Raw genomic sequence first — 15,579 nt, forward strand, 5'->3', positions numbered from 1 at the left:
TGGATCCCACGTGGGTCCACCGGCCGTTCCTTTCAAGGCGGACGACGGCAAGGAAACCGATGAGCGTCCTCACCAAACACCTAGATCTGTTCCTGAGCGCGTTCGGACAGACACTCCAACTCTTCGCGATCTCCGCTGTGCTGTCGCTGGTGCTGGGCACGCTCCTCGCGGCACTGCGGGTCAGCCCGGTGCCGGTGTTCCGGGGCATCGGCACGCTGTACGTGACGGTGCTGCGCAACACGCCGTTGACGCTGGTGTTCGTGTTCTTCGTCTTCGCGTACCCGCTGCTGGAGATCGTGAAGATCGACGAGTACACCGCCGCGGTGGTGGCGCTGTCGCTCTACACGGCGGCGTTCGTCTGCGAGGTCGTGCGGTCGGGCATCAACACGGTGCCGGTCGGCCAGGCCGAGGCGTCGCGCGCGCTCGGCCTGACGTTCGTGCAGATGCTGAGCAACGTGGTGCTGCCGCAGGCGTTGCGCTCGGTGGTGCCGCCGATGACGAGCACCATGATCGCGTTGCTGAAGAACACGACCGTCGCGTCGGGTTTCGCCGTCTTCCAGGCGGGCAACATCCGCGAGTCGCTGTCGGAGCAGGGTGAGAACGTCCTGTTCGGACTCCTGTGGGTGGCGCTCGGGTTCGTCATCCTGGTCATGCCGCTGACGTACGTGCAGCAGGTCTTCGAGAAGCGGTGGAGCGTGGCCCGATGAGCATGGTGCTGTTCGACGTCCCGGGCCCGAAAGCCCGCGTGCGTCACAAGGTCATGGCCGTCGTCGGCATCGCGGTGGTGCTCGCGGCGCTGGTGTACGTGGTGATGCGCTTCGTCGCCACCGACCAGTTCTCCGCCCGCAGGCTCGACTGGATCAACTACAAGCAGATCCAGCTCTCGCTCGTCGAGGCGATCGGCAACACGCTGTCCGCCTTCGCCTTCGGTGCTGTGCTGGCGCTCGCGTTCGGCGCGGTCTTCGCGGCGGCCCGGCTCTCCGACCACGCCTGGGTGCGCACGCCGGCGGCGGTGATCGTCGAGGTCTTCCGCGCGATCCCGCTCGTGATCATGATGTTCTTCTTCTACTACGGCCTTCCGGCGACCGGCGTGAAGCTCAGCGCGTTCACGGCGGTCGTGCTGAGCCTGATGCTCTACAACGGCTCGGTGCTCGCGGAGATCTTCCGCGCGGGCATCAACTCGTTGCCGAGGGGGCAGAGCGAGGCCGCGTACGCGCTGGGCATGCGCAAGACCCAGGTGATGACGTTCGTGCTGCTGCCGCAGGCGTTGCGCGCGATGCTGCCGACCATCATCAGCCAGCTCGTGGTGCTGTTGAAGGACACCGCGCTCGGCTTCCTCATCACGTTCGAGGAGCTGCTGAGGTGGGGTACCCGCATCGGTGGCGACGCGGTGAACTTCGGCCGGCCGATGATCTCGGTGATGATCGTCGTCGCCGTGATCTACATCGGACTGTGCCTGTTGCTGACGTGGCTCGCGACCTACCTGGAGAAGCGCAACCGGCGCAACAAGAAGGTCATCCACGTGGACGCCGACGAGGTTCCCGAGATGGCAGCGGTCTGACTTCCCCGCAACTCCGAACGGGCGTGTCCACATCGGACGCGCCCGTTCGGCGTATCAGGAGTAGACGTTCCAGTCGACGACGCCGCGCCAGTCCTGCTCGCTGCCCACGACAGCGAGGTGGAACGTGGTGCCGGCGCGGAAGTTCGAGCCGATGCGCCGCCGGGCGCGATCCCCCGCGGGGAACAGGACAGGGCTGCCCGCCACCCGCTGGTCGCCGTCGCGGTACCACCGGATCTCCAGGTCGACGGGACTGGACGTGACCCGCAGGTAGACGTCCGAGCCGTCGGCGGTGATCGTGCGCGCGGCGAGCAGGTCATCCGATGCTGTTCGCATGCTGCGGAACCTAGCGACGCGAAGGGAAGCCGGTCGTCTCACGAACAGTGGATCTCTCGTCAACTTTCGCGGTACGCTTCGAGTTGGGGGGATCTACCGCGGTGACGTCACATGAGTGAGGGACATTGTGACGTGCGTGCTCGTTGTCGACGACCAGCCGTTGTTCAGAGCAGGACTGGTCGCATTGCTGAACGCCACACCGGACATGACCGTCGTCGGCGAGGCCGCCGACGGTGACACCGCCGTGCGGCTGGCCGAGTCGTCCCGACCGGACGTCATCCTGCTCGACATCCGCCTGCCGGGACTGACGGCGCTCAAACGCGTCGCGACCACGGCGCCGCTGCTCGTGCTGACGACCTTCGACCTGGACGAGTACGTCCACGAGGCACTGCGCCTGGGCGCCGCGGGGTTCGTGCTGAAGGAATCCGAGCCGGCCCGCCTGCTGGCCGCGATCAACGCGGTGGCGTCCGGCGAGATGCAGTTCAGCCCCACGGTGATGCGCCGGCTCGTCGAGGCGTACCTCAGGGGTGAGACCACCGCGTCGCCGTGGGGTTCGGTCGGCCTGGACGAGCTGACGGAACGCGAACGCGAGGTGCTGCGGCTCGTCGGCACCGGGCTGACGAACACCGCGATCGCGACGAGGCTGAGCGTCACCGAGGGAACGGTGAAGACGCATCTCAACCGCGTGATGACGAAACTGCGGCTGACCAGCCGGGCGCAGGCCGTGGTGATGGCCTACGAGTCCCGGCTGGTCGTGCCGCAGCCGGTCGCTAGGACCGCTTGAACAGCTTGTTGCCGAGCCACACGATCGGGTCGTACTTGCGGTCGGCAACGCGTTCCTTCATCGGGATGAGCGCGTTGTCGGTGATGTGGATGTGCTCGGGGCACACCTCGCTGCAGCACTTGGTGATGTTGCAGTACCCGAGGCCGTGCTCGTCCTGTGCCTGGTCGACGCGGTCGGCCGTGTCGAGCGGGTGCATCTCCAGCTCCGCCACCCGCATCAGGAACCGCGGCCCGGAGAACGCCTCCTTGTTCTCCTCGTGGTCACGCACCACGTGGCAGGTGTTCTGGCACAGGAAGCACTCGATGCACTTGCGGAACTCCTGCGAGCGTTCCACGTCGACCTGCTGCATCCGGTACTCGCCCGGCGCCAGGTCCTTCGGCGGCGCGAACGACGGGACCTCGCGCGCCTTGGTGTAGTTGAAGGACACGTCGGTGACGAGGTCGCGGATGATCGGGAACGTCCGCATCGGCGTGACCGTGATCGTCTCCGACTCCTCGAAGACCGACATCCGGGTCATGCACATCAGCCGCGGCCGGCCGTTGATCTCCGCCGAGCACGACCCGCACTTGCCGGCCTTGCAGTTCCACCGCACCGCGAGGTCCGGCGCCTGCGTGGCCTGCAGCCGGTGGATGATGTCGAGCACGACCTCACCCTCGTTGACCTCGACGGTGAAGTCCTCCAGCCCGCCACCGGAGTCGTCACCGCGCCACACCCGGAACTTCCCCTGGTAGCTCATGACAACTCCTCGACGGTGAGGTACTTCTCCAGCTCGGCGCGGTCGAACAGGTCCAGCAGGTCGTGGCGGATCGGGATCTGCGGTTTCTCCTCGACGGTGACGCCGTCGCCGGAGACGTTGCACACCAACAGCTTCCGTCGCCACTCGGCGTCCATCGCCGGATGGTCGTCGCGGGTGTGCCCGCCGCGGGACTCGGTGCGCAGCAGTGCCGCCTTCGCCACGCACTCCGACACCAGCAGCATGTTGCGCAGGTCCAGCGCGAGGTGCCAGCCGGGGTTGAACTGCTGGTGCCCCTCGACCGTCAGCGACCGGGCCCGCTCCTTGAGCTTCTCCAGCCGCTGCAGCGCTTCCTCCATCTCGCCGGCGCGGCGGATGATGCCGACGAGGTCGTTCATCGACTGCTGCAGCTCCATGTGCAGCGTGTACGGGTTCTCGCCGCCTTCGTGCTGGAACGGCTTGAGCGCCGTCGCGCGGGCCTCGGTGACGGAGTCCTCCGCGACCACCGGACGGGCTTCCAGCGCCCGCACGTACTCCGCGGCACCCGCGCCGGCCCGCCGGCCGAACACGAGCAGGTCCGACAACGAGTTCCCGCCCAGCCGGTTCGAGCCGTGCATGCCGCCGGACACCTCACCGGCGGCGTAGAGCCCTGCCACCGACGAGGATCCGGTGTCCGGGTCGACCTCGACGCCGCCCATGACGTAGTGGCAGGTCGGGCCGACCTCCATCGGCTGCGCGGTGATGTCGACGTCCGCCAGCTCCTTGAACTGGTGGTGCATCGACGGCAGCCTGCGGCGGATCTCCTCCGCGGGCAGACGCGTTGACACGTCGAGGAAAACGCCGCCGTGGGGTGAGCCGCGCCCGGCCTTGACCTCGGAGTTGATCGCGCGCGCCACCTCGTCGCGCGGCAGCAGCTCCGGTGGGCGCCGGTTGTTGGCCTGGTCGGTGTACCAGCGGTCGGCTTCTTCTTCGTTGTCGGCGTACTTGTCCTTGAACACCTCGGGGATGTAGTCGAACATGAACCGCTTGCCGTCGGAGTTGCGCAGCACGCCGCCGTCACCGCGCACCGACTCGGTGACGAGGATGCCCTTGACCGACGGCGGCCAGACCATCCCGGTGGGGTGGAACTGGATGAACTCCATGTTGATCAGCGAGGCGCCCGCGCGCAGTGCGAGCGCGTGGCCGTCGCCGGTGTACTCCCAGGAGTTCGAGGTGACCTTGAACGACTTGCCGATGCCGCCGGTCGCGAGGATCACCGCCGGTGCCTCGAACAGCACGAACCGGCCGGACTCACGCCAGTAGCCGAACGCGCCGGCGATCCGGTCGCCGTCCTTGACCAGGTCGGTGACGGTGAACTCCTGGAACACCCGCAGGCGTTCCTCGTAGTCGCCGAACTCCTTGAAGTCCTCCTGCTGCAAGGACACGATCTTCTGCTGCAGCGTGCGGATCAGTTCGAGGCCGGTGCGGTCACCGACGTGCGCGAGCCGCGGGTACTCGTGGCCGCCGAAGTTGCGCTGCGAGATCCGGCCGTCCTTGGTGCGGTCGAACAGCGCGCCGTAGGTCTCCAGCTCCCAGACCCGCTGCGGCGCCTCCTGCGCGTGCAGCTCGGCCATCCGCCAGTTGTTGAGGAACTTGCCGCCGCGCATGGTGTCGCGGAAGTGCACCTGCCAGTTGTCGCTCGAGTTCACGTTGCCCATGGCGGCGGCGATGCCGCCCTCGGCCATCACCGTGTGGGCCTTGCCGAACAACGACTTGCAGAGCACCGCCGTGCGCATGCCGTGCTCACGGGCCTCGATCGCGGCACGCAACCCGGCACCACCCGCGCCGATCACGAGAACGTCGAACGAATGCCTTTCCAGCTCGGGCAAAACCACTCCTTAGTTGATGAAGCGGAGGTCGGAGATCGTTCCCGAGGCGACCAGCGCGACGTAGAGGTCGGTGAGGCAGACGAAGATCAGCGAGGCCCACGCCAGCAGCATGTGGCGGTTGTTCAGCTTCGAGATCTGCGTCCACATCCAGTACCGGACCGGGTGCTTGGAGAAGTGCTTGAGCCGCCCGCCCGCGATGTGGCGGCACGAGTGGCACGACAGCGTGTACGCGCCCAGCAGGCCCACGTTGACGAGCAGGATGACGTTGCCCAGCCCGAGACCGGTGCCCAGCGCGACGATCGCGTCGTAGACGTTGATCAGCAGCAGGATCGAGGCCGCGTAGAAGAAGTAGCGGTGCAGGTTCTGCGCGATCAACGGGAACCGGGTCTCACCGGTGTACTTGCTGTGCGGCTCGGCCACGGCGCACGCGGGCGGCGACGCCCAGGCGGCCCGGTAGTAGGCCTTGCGGTAGTAGTAGCAGGTGATCCGGAACCCCAGCAGGAACGGGATGATCACCACCGGCGGCGTGAGGAACCCCGGCAGCGCGGGCAGCGGCTGGCCGAAGTGCGAGGCCGCGGGCAGACACTCCTCACTCAGACAGGGCGAGTACATCGGTGTGAGGTAGTGGTACTGGTCGACCCAGTAGTAGTCCCCCTGGAACGTGCGGAACGCCGCGTAGATCGAGATGAGCAGCAGGCCGACGAATGTCGTCAGCGGCGGCAACCACCATCGGTCCGTGCGCAGAGTCCTGGCGGCGATCTCTGCCCTCGCCATTACTCACCTTTCTGGGGGTCCACGCCGTTGTGGAAGCACGCTGTCCGAAAAAACAACAGGACGGCCCCCGCGGTCTGCGAGGGCCGTGATGTCGGATCGGGTCAGGTCCGGTGGCGGTACCCACCGAGTCCTTCGTCGTCCGCGTCCTTCCACAACGACTCGTCGTAGGGCGTGTCGGGCACGACCACGACCTCGCGTTCCACTTGAGGTGCTTCGCGCTGCCTCGGGGTGCTGAGGTCGACGAGTTCGGTGGCGTCGATGTCCATGCGTTCAACGTCGTTGGCAAGGCGTTGCACCGCTGCCACGTCGCCGTACCTGGCGCGCAGCGAGCTGACGCAGTGCCGCATCTGACCGATGACCCGGCGCAGTTCGACGATCTCCGTGGACGTCATGGGGACACCTCCGTTCCAAGGTCGTGCCCCGCACTCTGCCCAATCTCAAGCCATGTGACAAGCACCACACGCCAAGATTCAAAACTGGATCCTTCCCAGCTACTGAATCGTTTTTGTGTCGACGACCAGCCATGACTTACTGTGTGTGGCGTCACGCCCGTCTGTGGGACGCCACCGTTGTCGTCTCGTAAGGGCCCCACCACGGCCCGTGATGACCCGGAGACCCCATGAGCGACCTGCATCCCGTACTGACAGAGGTCACACGCCGAATCGCCGCCCGCAGCGCCGACTCCCGTCGTGTGTACCTCGAACGTGTGGCCGCAGCCGCGCAGGACGGCACGTCCCGGTCCGGCTTCGCGTGCAGCAACCTGGCGCACGGCTTCGCCGGGATCACCGGCGGCGACAAGGCGGCGCTGCGCGCGCTGCGCAAGTCCAACGTCGCGATCGTCTCGTCCTACAACGACATGCTGTCCGCCCACCAGCCGTTCCAGGAATACCCGGCGTGGATCAAGGACGCGGTCCGTGCGGCCGGCGGCGTGTCCCAGTTCGCGGGCGGCGTGCCCGCGATGTGCGACGGCATCACCCAGGGCCGTGACGGCATGGAGCTGTCGCTATTCAGCCGTGACGTCATCGCCATGTCCACCGGCGTGGCCCTGTCGCACGAGATGTTCGACTCCGCCGTGCTGCTCGGCGTGTGCGACAAGATCGTGCCGGGCCTGCTGATCGGCGCCCTGTCGTTCGGTCACCTGCCGTCGATCCTGGTGCCCGCGGGGCCGATGGCGTCCGGCCTGTCGAACAAGGAGAAGGCCCGCGTCCGGCAGCTCTACGCGGAGGGCAAGGCCACCCGCGAGGACCTGCTGGAGGCCGAGGCCGCCTCGTACCACTCCCCCGGCACCTGCACGTTCTACGGCACCGCGAACTCGAACCAGATGGTCGTCGAGGTGATGGGCCTGCACCTGCCGGGCGCCTCGTTCGTGCCGCCGGGCACCGGTCTGCGGCGCGCGCTGACCGAGTACGCGGGCCGTCGCGCGGTCGAGATGGCCAAGGGCGAGGGCTACACGCCGATCGCGCACATCGTCGACGAGAAGGCCGTGGTCAACGGCGTCGTGGCGCTGCTGGCGACCGGCGGTTCCACGAACCACACGATGCACCTGGTCGCCATCGCCGCCGCCGCGGGGATCGAGCTGAGCTGGGACGACCTCAACGACCTGTCCGCGGTCGTGCCGCTGCTGGCCCGCGTCTACCCGAACGGCAGCGCCGACATCAACCACTTCCAGGCCGCCGGCGGCGTCCAGTTCGTGGTCGGCACGCTGCTGGACGCCGGTCTGCTGCACAACGACGTCAACACCGTCGTCGGCCACGGCCTCGACCGCTACCGCCAGGAACCGATGCTGGCCGACGGCGAGCTGATCTGGGTCGACGGCCCGGGCCGTTCGCTGGACCTCGACGTGCTGCGCCCGGCCTCCGACCCGTTCGCCTCCGACGGCGGCCTGCGCATGCTGTCGGGCAACCTCGGCCGCTCGGTCATCAAGGTCTCCGCGGTGGCCTCGGAGAACCACGTCGTCGAGGCCCCCGCCCGCGTGTTCACCACGCAGGAGGCGTTCCAGGAGGCCTTCAAGGCCGGTGAGCTCGACCGCGACGTGGTCGTCGTCGTCCGCCAGCAGGGCCCGCAGGCCAACGGCATGCCCGAGCTGCACAAGCTGACCCCGCCGCTCGGCGTGCTGATGGACCGCGGGTACAAGGTGGCGTTGGTGACCGACGGCCGCATGTCCGGCGCCTCGGGCAAGATCCCCGCCGCCATCCAGCTGACCCCGGAGGCCGCGGTCGGCGGCCCGCTCGGCCGGGTCCGCGACGGCGACGTCATCCGGCTCGACGCCACGGCCGGCACCCTCGAGGTCCACGTCTCCGCCGAGGAGCTCGCCTCCCGCCCGCTGGTCGACTTCCCGCCGACGGGCCGCGAGTGGGTCGGCACCGGCCGCGAGCTGTTCGCCGCCCTGCGCCGTACCGTCGGACCTGCCGACCGCGGCGCGACGGTGTTCGGCCCCATCACCGCCGACCACTTCGCCCCGGTCACGCACCACTGACCGAACACCGCACCACCAATACATTGACCCCGACACCACCGCTGACCTGCCCCTTAGCAATGAGTCTTTTGACTTCGTCGGCAAACGACCCGTTGCAAAGGGGTGGCGACGCCCGACCAAGCCCGCCGCACCCACCCGGCCCGGCCACGCCGCCCCACTCACCTTTGCAACGAGTCTTTTGACTTCGTCCGCAAACGTCTTTTGCATCCGGGTGGGTGGAGCGGAGGGCGCGGCGGTATGCGATATATCGGTTTTCGATCAAGGAGAGCAGCAGTGACCAACGGTGACAATCTTCGGGTGACCACCGGCGCGGACCTCCTCACCCTGTCGCCCGTCATCCCCGTCGTCGTGGTCGACGACGCCGACCACGCGGTGCCGCTCGCCCAGGCCCTGCTGCGCGGTGGCGTCCGCGTCATCGAGCTCACGCTGCGCACCCCGGCCGCGCTCGCCGCGATCGAGAACGTCGCGCGCGAGGTGCCGGAGATCGTGATCGGCGCGGGCACCGTCACGGCGCCGGAGCACGCCGAGCAGGCCGCGAAGGCAGGGGCGGCATTCCTCGTCACGCCCGGCACGACCGACCGGGTGCTCGACGCCGCCGACGCGACCGGGCTGCCGTACCTGCCGGGCGCGGCGACGGTGTCCGAGGTGCTGCGGCTGGCCGAGCGCGGGCTGACCGCGCTGAAGTTCTTCCCGGCCGAGGCCGCCGGTGGCGTCGACTACCTGAAGTCGATCGGCGGGCCGGTTCCGCACGTGCGGTTCTGCCCGACCGGCGGCATCACGCCGCAGACCGCGCCGAACTACCTCGCGCTGGCGAACGTCGGCTGCGTCGGCGGCTCGTGGCTGGCCCCCAAGGACGCGCTCGCCCAGGGCGACTGGGAGCGCATCGAGACCCTCGCCCGCGAGGCGTCGCAGCTCGGGTAACCGGGGTCACGAACCGAAAATTCGCTTCACACTGCGAGACCGGCGTCCCGTCAGGTTGGACTCTTCACCCAACCGGCGGTGACGCCGGTCTCGAATTGACAGAGGTTTGAGAAGAAGTGAACTCCGGCGTCGCCAACTGAGATTTCTCCTGGAATAACCCCGAACTCCCGAGTGTCACACTTGCTCGTTGCAATGGCGCGCGAGAGGAGTGGGTGTGGCTGTCCAGGAAGCCGACGTGGCGGGGTTGGTCGGAGAGCAGCTGACCATGTCGGCCTTCAACCAGCTTTCCGGCAGTCTGGGTGGTTATTCGTTCGTCAAGGTGGTCGTCGACCGGCACAACGGGACGATCCACTTCCTGAACAACGCGCGTCACGAGTTCCACGCGATCTACATCGGCCAGGAGATCCTGGGCATCGCCGAGGAGGAGATGCGCGCGCGGATCGACGAGTTCAACCACAGCTTCTACCACGCCGCTGACCGGCGGTTCCTCCTCGGCATCCTGTCGCTGCACGAGCGCGAGGACAGGCGCATGTTCTCGCTGGAGACGGTCGAGGTCGACACCATGCCGGCCGACATGATCGAGTTCTTCTACGCCGAGGTGCGCGGGAGCGTCGACGCCGCCGTTCCGTTGTTCTTCAAGCCCGCCAACCACCTCCAGGAACAGGAGGTGGCCGAGCTCGCGGTGGAAAGGCTTCCACGGATCCTGGCGCACGAATTGTTCTCCACCGCGGAGTTCGTGGCGTTGAATCCGGGTACGGCGAAGGGCCGTCTCCGCGCATTCCGCACCGAGCAGGAGTATCGGGAGAACTCGCTGGAGTGGTTCGACATCGTGGTGATGCACCGCGTTCCGGACGACATTCCCAGGCTGGCCGGCATCATCAACGCGAGCCACACCACTCCGCTGTCGCACACGAACGTGCTGGCGACCGGGTGGTCCATTCCGAACGCCATCCAGCTCGGCGCGTTCGACCTGATCGACCGCGAGAACCTCGACGGCCGGTGGGTCGAGTACGAGGTGTCGCCGAAGAGCGCGGCGGTCGGTCTGCGGCTCGTCGACGAGCCGCAGGACCTCGGCCAGCGGCCGGCCTGGTACGCGCAGCGCATCACGCTGGAGGAGCCCGAGGACACCTACAACCCGATCCTCGCCCTCGGCAGGATCCGCCACACCGACAGCCACCGCTACGGCACCAAGGCCGCGAACCTCGGCGAGCTGCACCACGTGCTCGCGGAGGGGTCGCGCCGCATGCTCGGCTTCTTCTCGGTGCCGCGCCCGCCGCGCGACAACCTCATGCCGTACCTGGCGAAGCTCCTCGACCGCGACGAGGACGACGACCTGCTCGCCGCCGCGGGGCAGCTGCTCGCGGAACGGGTGCGGGTGCCGCGCGGGGTGGCCCTGCCGTTCTCGATGCACCAGGGCTTCCTGGAGTCGTCGCCGAAGATCCAGCAGGCCATCGGCAAGCTGAAGATGGCGCTGGAGCTCAACGCCCGCGAGATCGAACCGCTGTGCGTCGAGCTGCAGCGGCTGATCCGCAAGACCCGCGTGCCGGACTACCTGCTGTCCGAACTGGACAGCGCGATCGTCGAGAACCTGGCGGGCGTCCGGACGTTCGTGGTGCGCAGCTCGTCGAACGCCGAGGACCTGGCCGGGTTCTCCGCCGCGGGCATCTACGAGTCGTACAACCACGTCACGACCGCGGAGAAGATCGTGGAGTCGGTCAAGGAGGTGTGGGCCTCGCTCGTCTCCGCGCGCAGCGTGCGCCTCAGGCAACAGGCCGGCATCTCGCTCGACGACTGCTTCATGGGCGTCGTCGTCCAGGAGCAGGTCGAGGCGGACTTCGGCGGTGTCATGGTCACCACGAACCCCATGAACCGCAACGACTTCCGCAACGTCTACATCAACGTCTCACCGAACGTCACGGACGTCGTCGAAGGCTCGAAGCAGCCGATGCAGTACCTATACTCCACTGTGGAGGGTGGCGGCCGCACGGTGTCGCTCGGTGACGCGAAGGAAGATCTCGGCACCAAGGCCCACGCACAGCTGCAACGGCTCGCGATCGTAGGACGGTTGTTGCAGGCGCACTTCTCGCCGGACTACACGTTCGACTCGCCCGTCGACATCGAGTGGCTCGCCACCGACGAAGTCCTGCACGTCCTGCAGCTGCGGCCGTACTCGATCTGATGCTGGGTCTTCGCGTACCGGCGACTCCGGATGTGGCGCGTGCCGTCCGCCTGACGTACGGCTTCCAGTTCTTCTTCGGGCTGCTGCTGTGGATCCCGATCTTCTACGAGTACCAGAAGCAGCTCGGGCTGAGCGACGCCGAGATCTTCGGCATCCAGTCGATCTACTACATCGCTTTCTGCCTCATGGAGATCCCGACCGGCATGGTCGCGGACCGCTTCGACTACCGCACGTCGTTGTGGCTCGGCGCGAGCGTGCTCGTCGTGGCGAACCTGGTGCCGGTGCTCGCCGGCGACTACACCGGGTTCCTCGTCCACTTCCTGCTGATCGCGCTCGCCAGGTCGTTGATCTCGGGCGCGCAGAGCGCGTACCTGTACGAGTACCTCAACGCCCACGACGCCGGGCACCTCTACCTCAAGGTCGAGGGCGTCGGACGGTCGTACAGCCTGGTCGGCAAGATCGTCTACTGGCCGGTGATCGGTCTGCTGATGCAGTGGAACATGCCGTCGCCGTACTGGCTCACCGCGATCAACGCCGCGATCGCCGTGGTGCTCGCCCTGAAGCTGCCGCCGATTCCCGGCTGGCAGCGGCCGGAGGGCAAGACGTCGAAGCTGCTCGCGGGTGTCGGCGGCGCGTTCGAAGCCCTGAAGAGGTCGCGATGGCTGCTCCTGCTCATGGTGCAGGGCATCGCGATGTTCACCCTGGTGCGGATCCTGCAGGTGAACCTGTTCCAGCCGGTGCTGGAGTCGAAGCACGTCTCGGTCACCTGGTACGGCTCAGTGCTCGCCGCGATGACGATCTTCGAGGCCGTCGCGGCCGCGCGTCCGCACTGGCTGTCGAAGAAGATCGGGCCCGCGAAGTCGGTGTTCCTGCTGACCGTCGTGATGGCGCTGTCGATCGGTTTCATCGTGCCGTCCGGAGGCATCGTGACGATCGTGTTGCTGTGCCTGTTCTCCGTCACGGCGGGCATGAGCTTCCCCATCCAGAAGAAGCTGCTCAACGACGCCATCCCGGATTCCCGTTACCGCGCAACGCTGCTGTCGATGGAGTCCATCATGGACCGTGCGGTGTGCGCGGTCGTCGCGGTCGCGCTCGGCGCCTACCTCGCCGGTGGCCGGCTCAACGAGTTCCTGGTGCTGTCGTCGGTCGTCACGGTGATCCTGATGGCGTTGCTCGCGGGTCTGCTGGTCGCCGTCAGGACCACAAGGCGGCGACGAGCTCAGCTCGTCCGTTGATGCCGAGCTTGCGGTAGGCGCTCGACAGGTGCAGCTCCACCGTGCGGCGGGTCAGGTGCAGGGTCTCGGCGATCTGCCGGTTCGTCAGGCCCTGTGCCGCCATCCGCGCGACGCGGTTCTCCTGCTTGGTCAGGCCCTGCACCTGGTCGCCCTCTTCGCGGACCTCGTCGCCCGCGAGCTTGGCCAACGGGTGCGCGCTGAGCTGACGGGCGAGCTCGAACGCGCGGCGCAGGTGCGGGGCGGCGGCCTCGGTGCGGCCCTTGCGGCGCAGGTGGTGCCCGAGCCAGTACAACGACTGGGCGTGCAGCAGCCGGTGCGGTGACGAGGCGAGGAGCTGTTCCGCCTCGGCGAGGACGTCCACGTCGTCGGTGCTGATGCCGACGCTCATCAACGCGGTCCCGATCACCCTCGTGGAACCCCACCGCTTGGCGAGGTCCAGTTCCTCGTGCGCGAGCCTGGCGGCGTCGTCGCGGTTTCCCATCGCCAGGTATGCGCGCACGGCGTGGTGCCGCCACGGCATCAGCGCGGGGTTCGGCATCTCGCGCGCGGCGAGCCGCCGACCGGCTTCCAGGAGGTCCTCCAGCGCTCCCTCCGCGTGGCACGACGCGAGCTTCAACCGGCCTCGGGTGTAGACGATGTTGATGTGCTGCAGCAGGTCGCCGTCCTCGGTGACGAGCGGCGCCGCCTCGTCGAACTGCCCCATCTCGATGCACACCTCGGCGAGCTTCGCCGTCGCCAGCAGGACCGCCGGGCAGTCCGTGTTGCCCGTCAGGACCGGTGGCGTCAGGAACGTGTAGGCGCGCGCGAGATCACCGCTGTTGTGGAAGGCCGCGGCACGAGCGATCATGCTCAGCATTCCGCGGCGCAGGTGCGGGTCGTGCGAGACCGGTGCGGTGCTGTGGGAGAGCCAGAACTTGTTGATGTGCTCAGGACGGTCGGCGAGCACCGGCACGAGGAACGTGAAGAGGTACGGCTCGCCGAAGACGTCGACCCACTCGCCGTCGAGCGCCTCCAGCGCGTGCTCGACGGCTTCGGCGGACGAGTCACCGCTGCGGGCGTTGCCGACCGCGAGCAACGCCGACCGTGCGCGCCGCAGGTTCGGGTCCTGCGGGATGTCGCCGACGAGGTCGTCGTAGTACTTGCCCGCGCAGTTGGCCATCCGCGCGTCGCGGTTCGCGGCCAGGAGGTACGTGGTGCAGACGATGTTCCAGACCGTGTCGCGGTCCTCCGGGAGCAGGCGGGCGACCATCATGATCGCCAGCGAGACCGCGAAGTGCGCGTCCGAGCCGGTGCACATGTTCTGGATCAACGACAGCGCGACGTTCGCGGCGAGATGCGGGTCCTCGCAGGCGGTCAGCGCGTCGCGGACGCGATCGCGGCCGTTCCTGTTGTCCTTGAGGTGTTCGGCGTGGCCGAGCTCGACCTCGATCGCCAGGCGGTCCTCTTCGGACAGGTGTTCCTCGAGGGCCCGTTCCAGGTGCTCGACGCCGCCGACCTCGCGCAGCAGGTCGACCGACCACGGCAGGCGGACGGATCTGGCCTTCAGCACGTGCTCGGCGACGCGTTCGTCGGGGGCGTCGGACTCGAACAGCAGCCAGGCGGCGCGGGCGTGCGCGGCGGACCGGACCGCGACCGGCATGTCGGCGAGAATGCTGTTGCGCACGAACGGATACCGGAACGTCAGCGGGTCGGTATCGGCGAGCACGCCGAGGCGGACGAGCGTGTCGACGGCGGGCAGCGCGTCGAACCCGGTGAGCGCGGACAGCAGTTCCAGGCCGGCGTCACCGTCCAGCACCGCGGCGGACCTCGCGACCTCGGCGGCACCGGTGTACTCGCGCAGCCGCATGCCGATCATCTCGCCGACCGCGGCAGAACCCTCGCCTTCCTCGCGCAGCAACGCCTGCAGCAGGTACGGGTTGCCGCCGGTGAGCTCGTGGCAGCGCCGCGGGTCCCGGTCCGGGTAGTTCGCGGTGAGCTGCGCGATGGCCGCGACGTCGAGGCCCTCGAGATCGATGCGGTGCGGGTGGGCGCCGGCGATCTCGGGCAGCGTCACCTCGTCCGTGGACAGGTAGCCCTGCGAGGCACCGAGAGCGATGACGACCGGCAGGTCCTGCAGCCGGGGCCGCAGGTAGGCGATCGCACGCTTGGAGAAGGTGTCGGCGACGTGCACGTCGTCGACGACCATCAGGATCGGCGCCTTGCGGGCGGAGCCGGCGGCGCGCGCGTACAGCTCCTCCAGGTCGCGTTCGTTCGCGAGGCACGGTGCGAGCTGACGGACCACAGCACCCGGCAGGTGACTTTCCAGACGCGCGCTCTTGGCCAGGCGCACCGTGAAGCCGCGCGTCCTCGCCTCGGCCGTGAACGCGTCGAGCAGCGCGGACTTGCCGATGCCGAAGCCGCCGGTGACGACCACGCACGAGGCCGTTCCCTGCAACGCGTCGTCCAGCAAACGTCCGAGAGCTGCGAGTTCCGCATCCCGGCCGAGTAGTGGAGATGTCACCTCTGCCTACCCCTGCCTTCGGTACCGAGAGGACCGCAGGCCGAACGTTTCGGTGTTCCTTCGGTGAGGACCGTAAAGACCTGCGCTTCGCCGTCGGGCAAACTTACCCACAGGTAACGGTCAATGAAACTGTGACGTGTGCGGGAGACGGCGATGATCTGGGCCAGGCTGATGCGCGGATGGCTCCGCCTCGCCTGCGCGCTCATCGGTTTCCG

At 67.9% G+C, this 15,579-nt stretch carries 13 protein-coding genes; 7 read left to right on the forward strand and 6 right to left on the reverse strand.

The features are described from left to right. The first annotated feature begins 59 nt into the window (after positions 1-59). The gene (locus tag ACWEIJ_RS15810; RefSeq protein WP_449837891.1) at positions 60-707 is read left to right on the forward strand and encodes an amino acid ABC transporter permease; all 648 of its coding nucleotides are present in this window, start codon (positions 60-62) and stop codon (positions 705-707) included. Further along, on the forward strand, positions 704-1,561 hold the full coding sequence (locus ACWEIJ_RS15815; RefSeq protein ID WP_449837892.1) for an amino acid ABC transporter permease: 858 nt from the start codon (positions 704-706) through the stop codon (positions 1,559-1,561). The genes ACWEIJ_RS15810 and ACWEIJ_RS15815 overlap by 4 nt, the downstream gene beginning before the upstream one ends. Positions 1,562-1,615: 54 nt before the next feature. Here ACWEIJ_RS15815 and ACWEIJ_RS15820 read toward each other — a convergent pair whose 3' ends face one another. Continuing rightward, positions 1,616-1,894, reverse strand: a complete 279-nt coding sequence (locus tag ACWEIJ_RS15820; protein WP_355444134.1) for a hypothetical protein — start codon at positions 1,892-1,894, stop codon at positions 1,616-1,618. 136 nt (positions 1,895-2,030) lie between these two features. Here ACWEIJ_RS15820 and ACWEIJ_RS15825 point away from each other — a divergent pair, with 136 nt between their 5' ends. Next, positions 2,031-2,678 carry a response regulator gene (locus tag ACWEIJ_RS15825; protein ID WP_449837893.1) on the forward strand — a complete coding sequence of 216 codons (648 nt, stop codon included), beginning with the start codon at positions 2,031-2,033 and terminating at the stop codon, positions 2,676-2,678. Here ACWEIJ_RS15825 and ACWEIJ_RS15830 read toward each other — a convergent pair. The 4 genes from ACWEIJ_RS15830 to ACWEIJ_RS15845 all read right to left on the reverse strand — a co-directional run bounded on the left by ACWEIJ_RS15830 (position 2,665) and on the right by ACWEIJ_RS15845 (position 6,445). Beyond that, positions 2,665-3,414, reverse strand: coding sequence for a succinate dehydrogenase/fumarate reductase iron-sulfur subunit (locus tag ACWEIJ_RS15830; protein ID WP_355444129.1), 750 nt, complete (start codon positions 3,412-3,414; stop codon positions 2,665-2,667). The two genes, ACWEIJ_RS15825 and ACWEIJ_RS15830, sit on opposite strands and share 14 nt — an antisense overlap. Further along, a complete protein-coding gene (locus tag ACWEIJ_RS15835; RefSeq protein ID WP_449837894.1) occupies positions 3,411-5,279 on the reverse strand; it encodes a fumarate reductase/succinate dehydrogenase flavoprotein subunit in 1,869 nt (622 codons plus the stop codon). Before ACWEIJ_RS15835 ends, ACWEIJ_RS15830 begins: the two co-directional genes overlap by 4 nt. Positions 5,280-5,288: 9 nt before the next feature. After that, a complete protein-coding gene (locus ACWEIJ_RS15840) occupies positions 5,289-6,053 on the reverse strand; it encodes a hypothetical protein (protein ID WP_449837895.1) in 765 nt (254 codons plus the stop codon). Between the two features lie 101 nt (positions 6,054-6,154). Then, on the reverse strand, positions 6,155-6,445 hold the full coding sequence (locus tag ACWEIJ_RS15845) for a hypothetical protein (RefSeq protein WP_355444120.1): 291 nt from the start codon (positions 6,443-6,445) through the stop codon (positions 6,155-6,157). A 227-nt stretch (positions 6,446-6,672) separates the two neighbouring features. Between ACWEIJ_RS15845 and edd the strand changes: the two genes are divergently transcribed. From edd to ACWEIJ_RS15865, 4 genes are all read left to right on the forward strand, one after another. Further along, complete coding sequence (gene edd, locus ACWEIJ_RS15850) at positions 6,673-8,529, forward strand: phosphogluconate dehydratase (protein ID WP_449837896.1); 1,857 nt, start codon at positions 6,673-6,675, stop codon at positions 8,527-8,529. A 297-nt stretch (positions 8,530-8,826) separates the two neighbouring features. After that, a complete protein-coding gene (gene eda, locus ACWEIJ_RS15855) occupies positions 8,827-9,450 on the forward strand; it encodes a bifunctional 4-hydroxy-2-oxoglutarate aldolase/2-dehydro-3-deoxy-phosphogluconate aldolase (protein ID WP_449838194.1) in 624 nt (207 codons plus the stop codon). 214 nt (positions 9,451-9,664) lie between these two features. Then, entirely contained in the window at positions 9,665-11,629 is a 1,965-nt protein-coding gene (locus ACWEIJ_RS15860; protein ID WP_449837897.1) for a PEP/pyruvate-binding domain-containing protein, read from the forward strand. Beyond that, positions 11,629-12,864: an MFS transporter gene (locus ACWEIJ_RS15865; protein WP_449837898.1), complete on the forward strand. Its 1,236-nt coding sequence runs from the start codon at positions 11,629-11,631 to the stop codon at positions 12,862-12,864. Before ACWEIJ_RS15860 ends, ACWEIJ_RS15865 begins: the two co-directional genes overlap by 1 nt. Here the strand turns inward: ACWEIJ_RS15865 and ACWEIJ_RS15870 are convergent. Further along, positions 12,824-15,364 carry a LuxR C-terminal-related transcriptional regulator gene (locus tag ACWEIJ_RS15870; RefSeq protein WP_449837899.1) on the reverse strand — a complete coding sequence of 847 codons (2,541 nt, stop codon included), beginning with the start codon at positions 15,362-15,364 and terminating at the stop codon, positions 12,824-12,826. The genes ACWEIJ_RS15865 and ACWEIJ_RS15870 overlap by 41 nt on opposite strands. Between the last annotated feature and the right edge of the window lie 215 nt (positions 15,365-15,579).

It is taken from the genome of Lentzea sp. NPDC004789, assembly GCF_053601075.1.

Bases quoted from the DNA above. Each gene is read 5' to 3' on its own strand.
- ACWEIJ_RS15810 (WP_449837891.1), top strand. From the start codon at position 60: ATGAGCGTCCTCACCAAACACCTAGATCTGTTCCTGAGCGCGTTCGGA.
- ACWEIJ_RS15815 (WP_449837892.1), top strand. From the start codon at position 704: ATGAGCATGGTGCTGTTCGACGTCCCGGGCCCGAAAGCCCGCGTGCGT.
- ACWEIJ_RS15820 (WP_355444134.1), bottom strand. From the start codon at position 1,894: ATGCGAACAGCATCGGATGACCTGCTCGCCGCGCGCACGATCACCGCC.
- ACWEIJ_RS15830 (WP_355444129.1), bottom strand. From the start codon at position 3,414: ATGAGCTACCAGGGGAAGTTCCGGGTGTGGCGCGGTGACGACTCCGGT.
- ACWEIJ_RS15840 (WP_449837895.1), bottom strand. From the start codon at position 6,053: ATGGCGAGGGCAGAGATCGCCGCCAGGACTCTGCGCACGGACCGATGG.
- ACWEIJ_RS15845 (WP_355444120.1), bottom strand. From the start codon at position 6,445: ATGACGTCCACGGAGATCGTCGAACTGCGCCGGGTCATCGGTCAGATG.
- edd (WP_449837896.1), top strand. From the start codon at position 6,673: ATGAGCGACCTGCATCCCGTACTGACAGAGGTCACACGCCGAATCGCC.
- ACWEIJ_RS15865 (WP_449837898.1), top strand. From the start codon at position 11,629: ATGCTGGGTCTTCGCGTACCGGCGACTCCGGATGTGGCGCGTGCCGTC.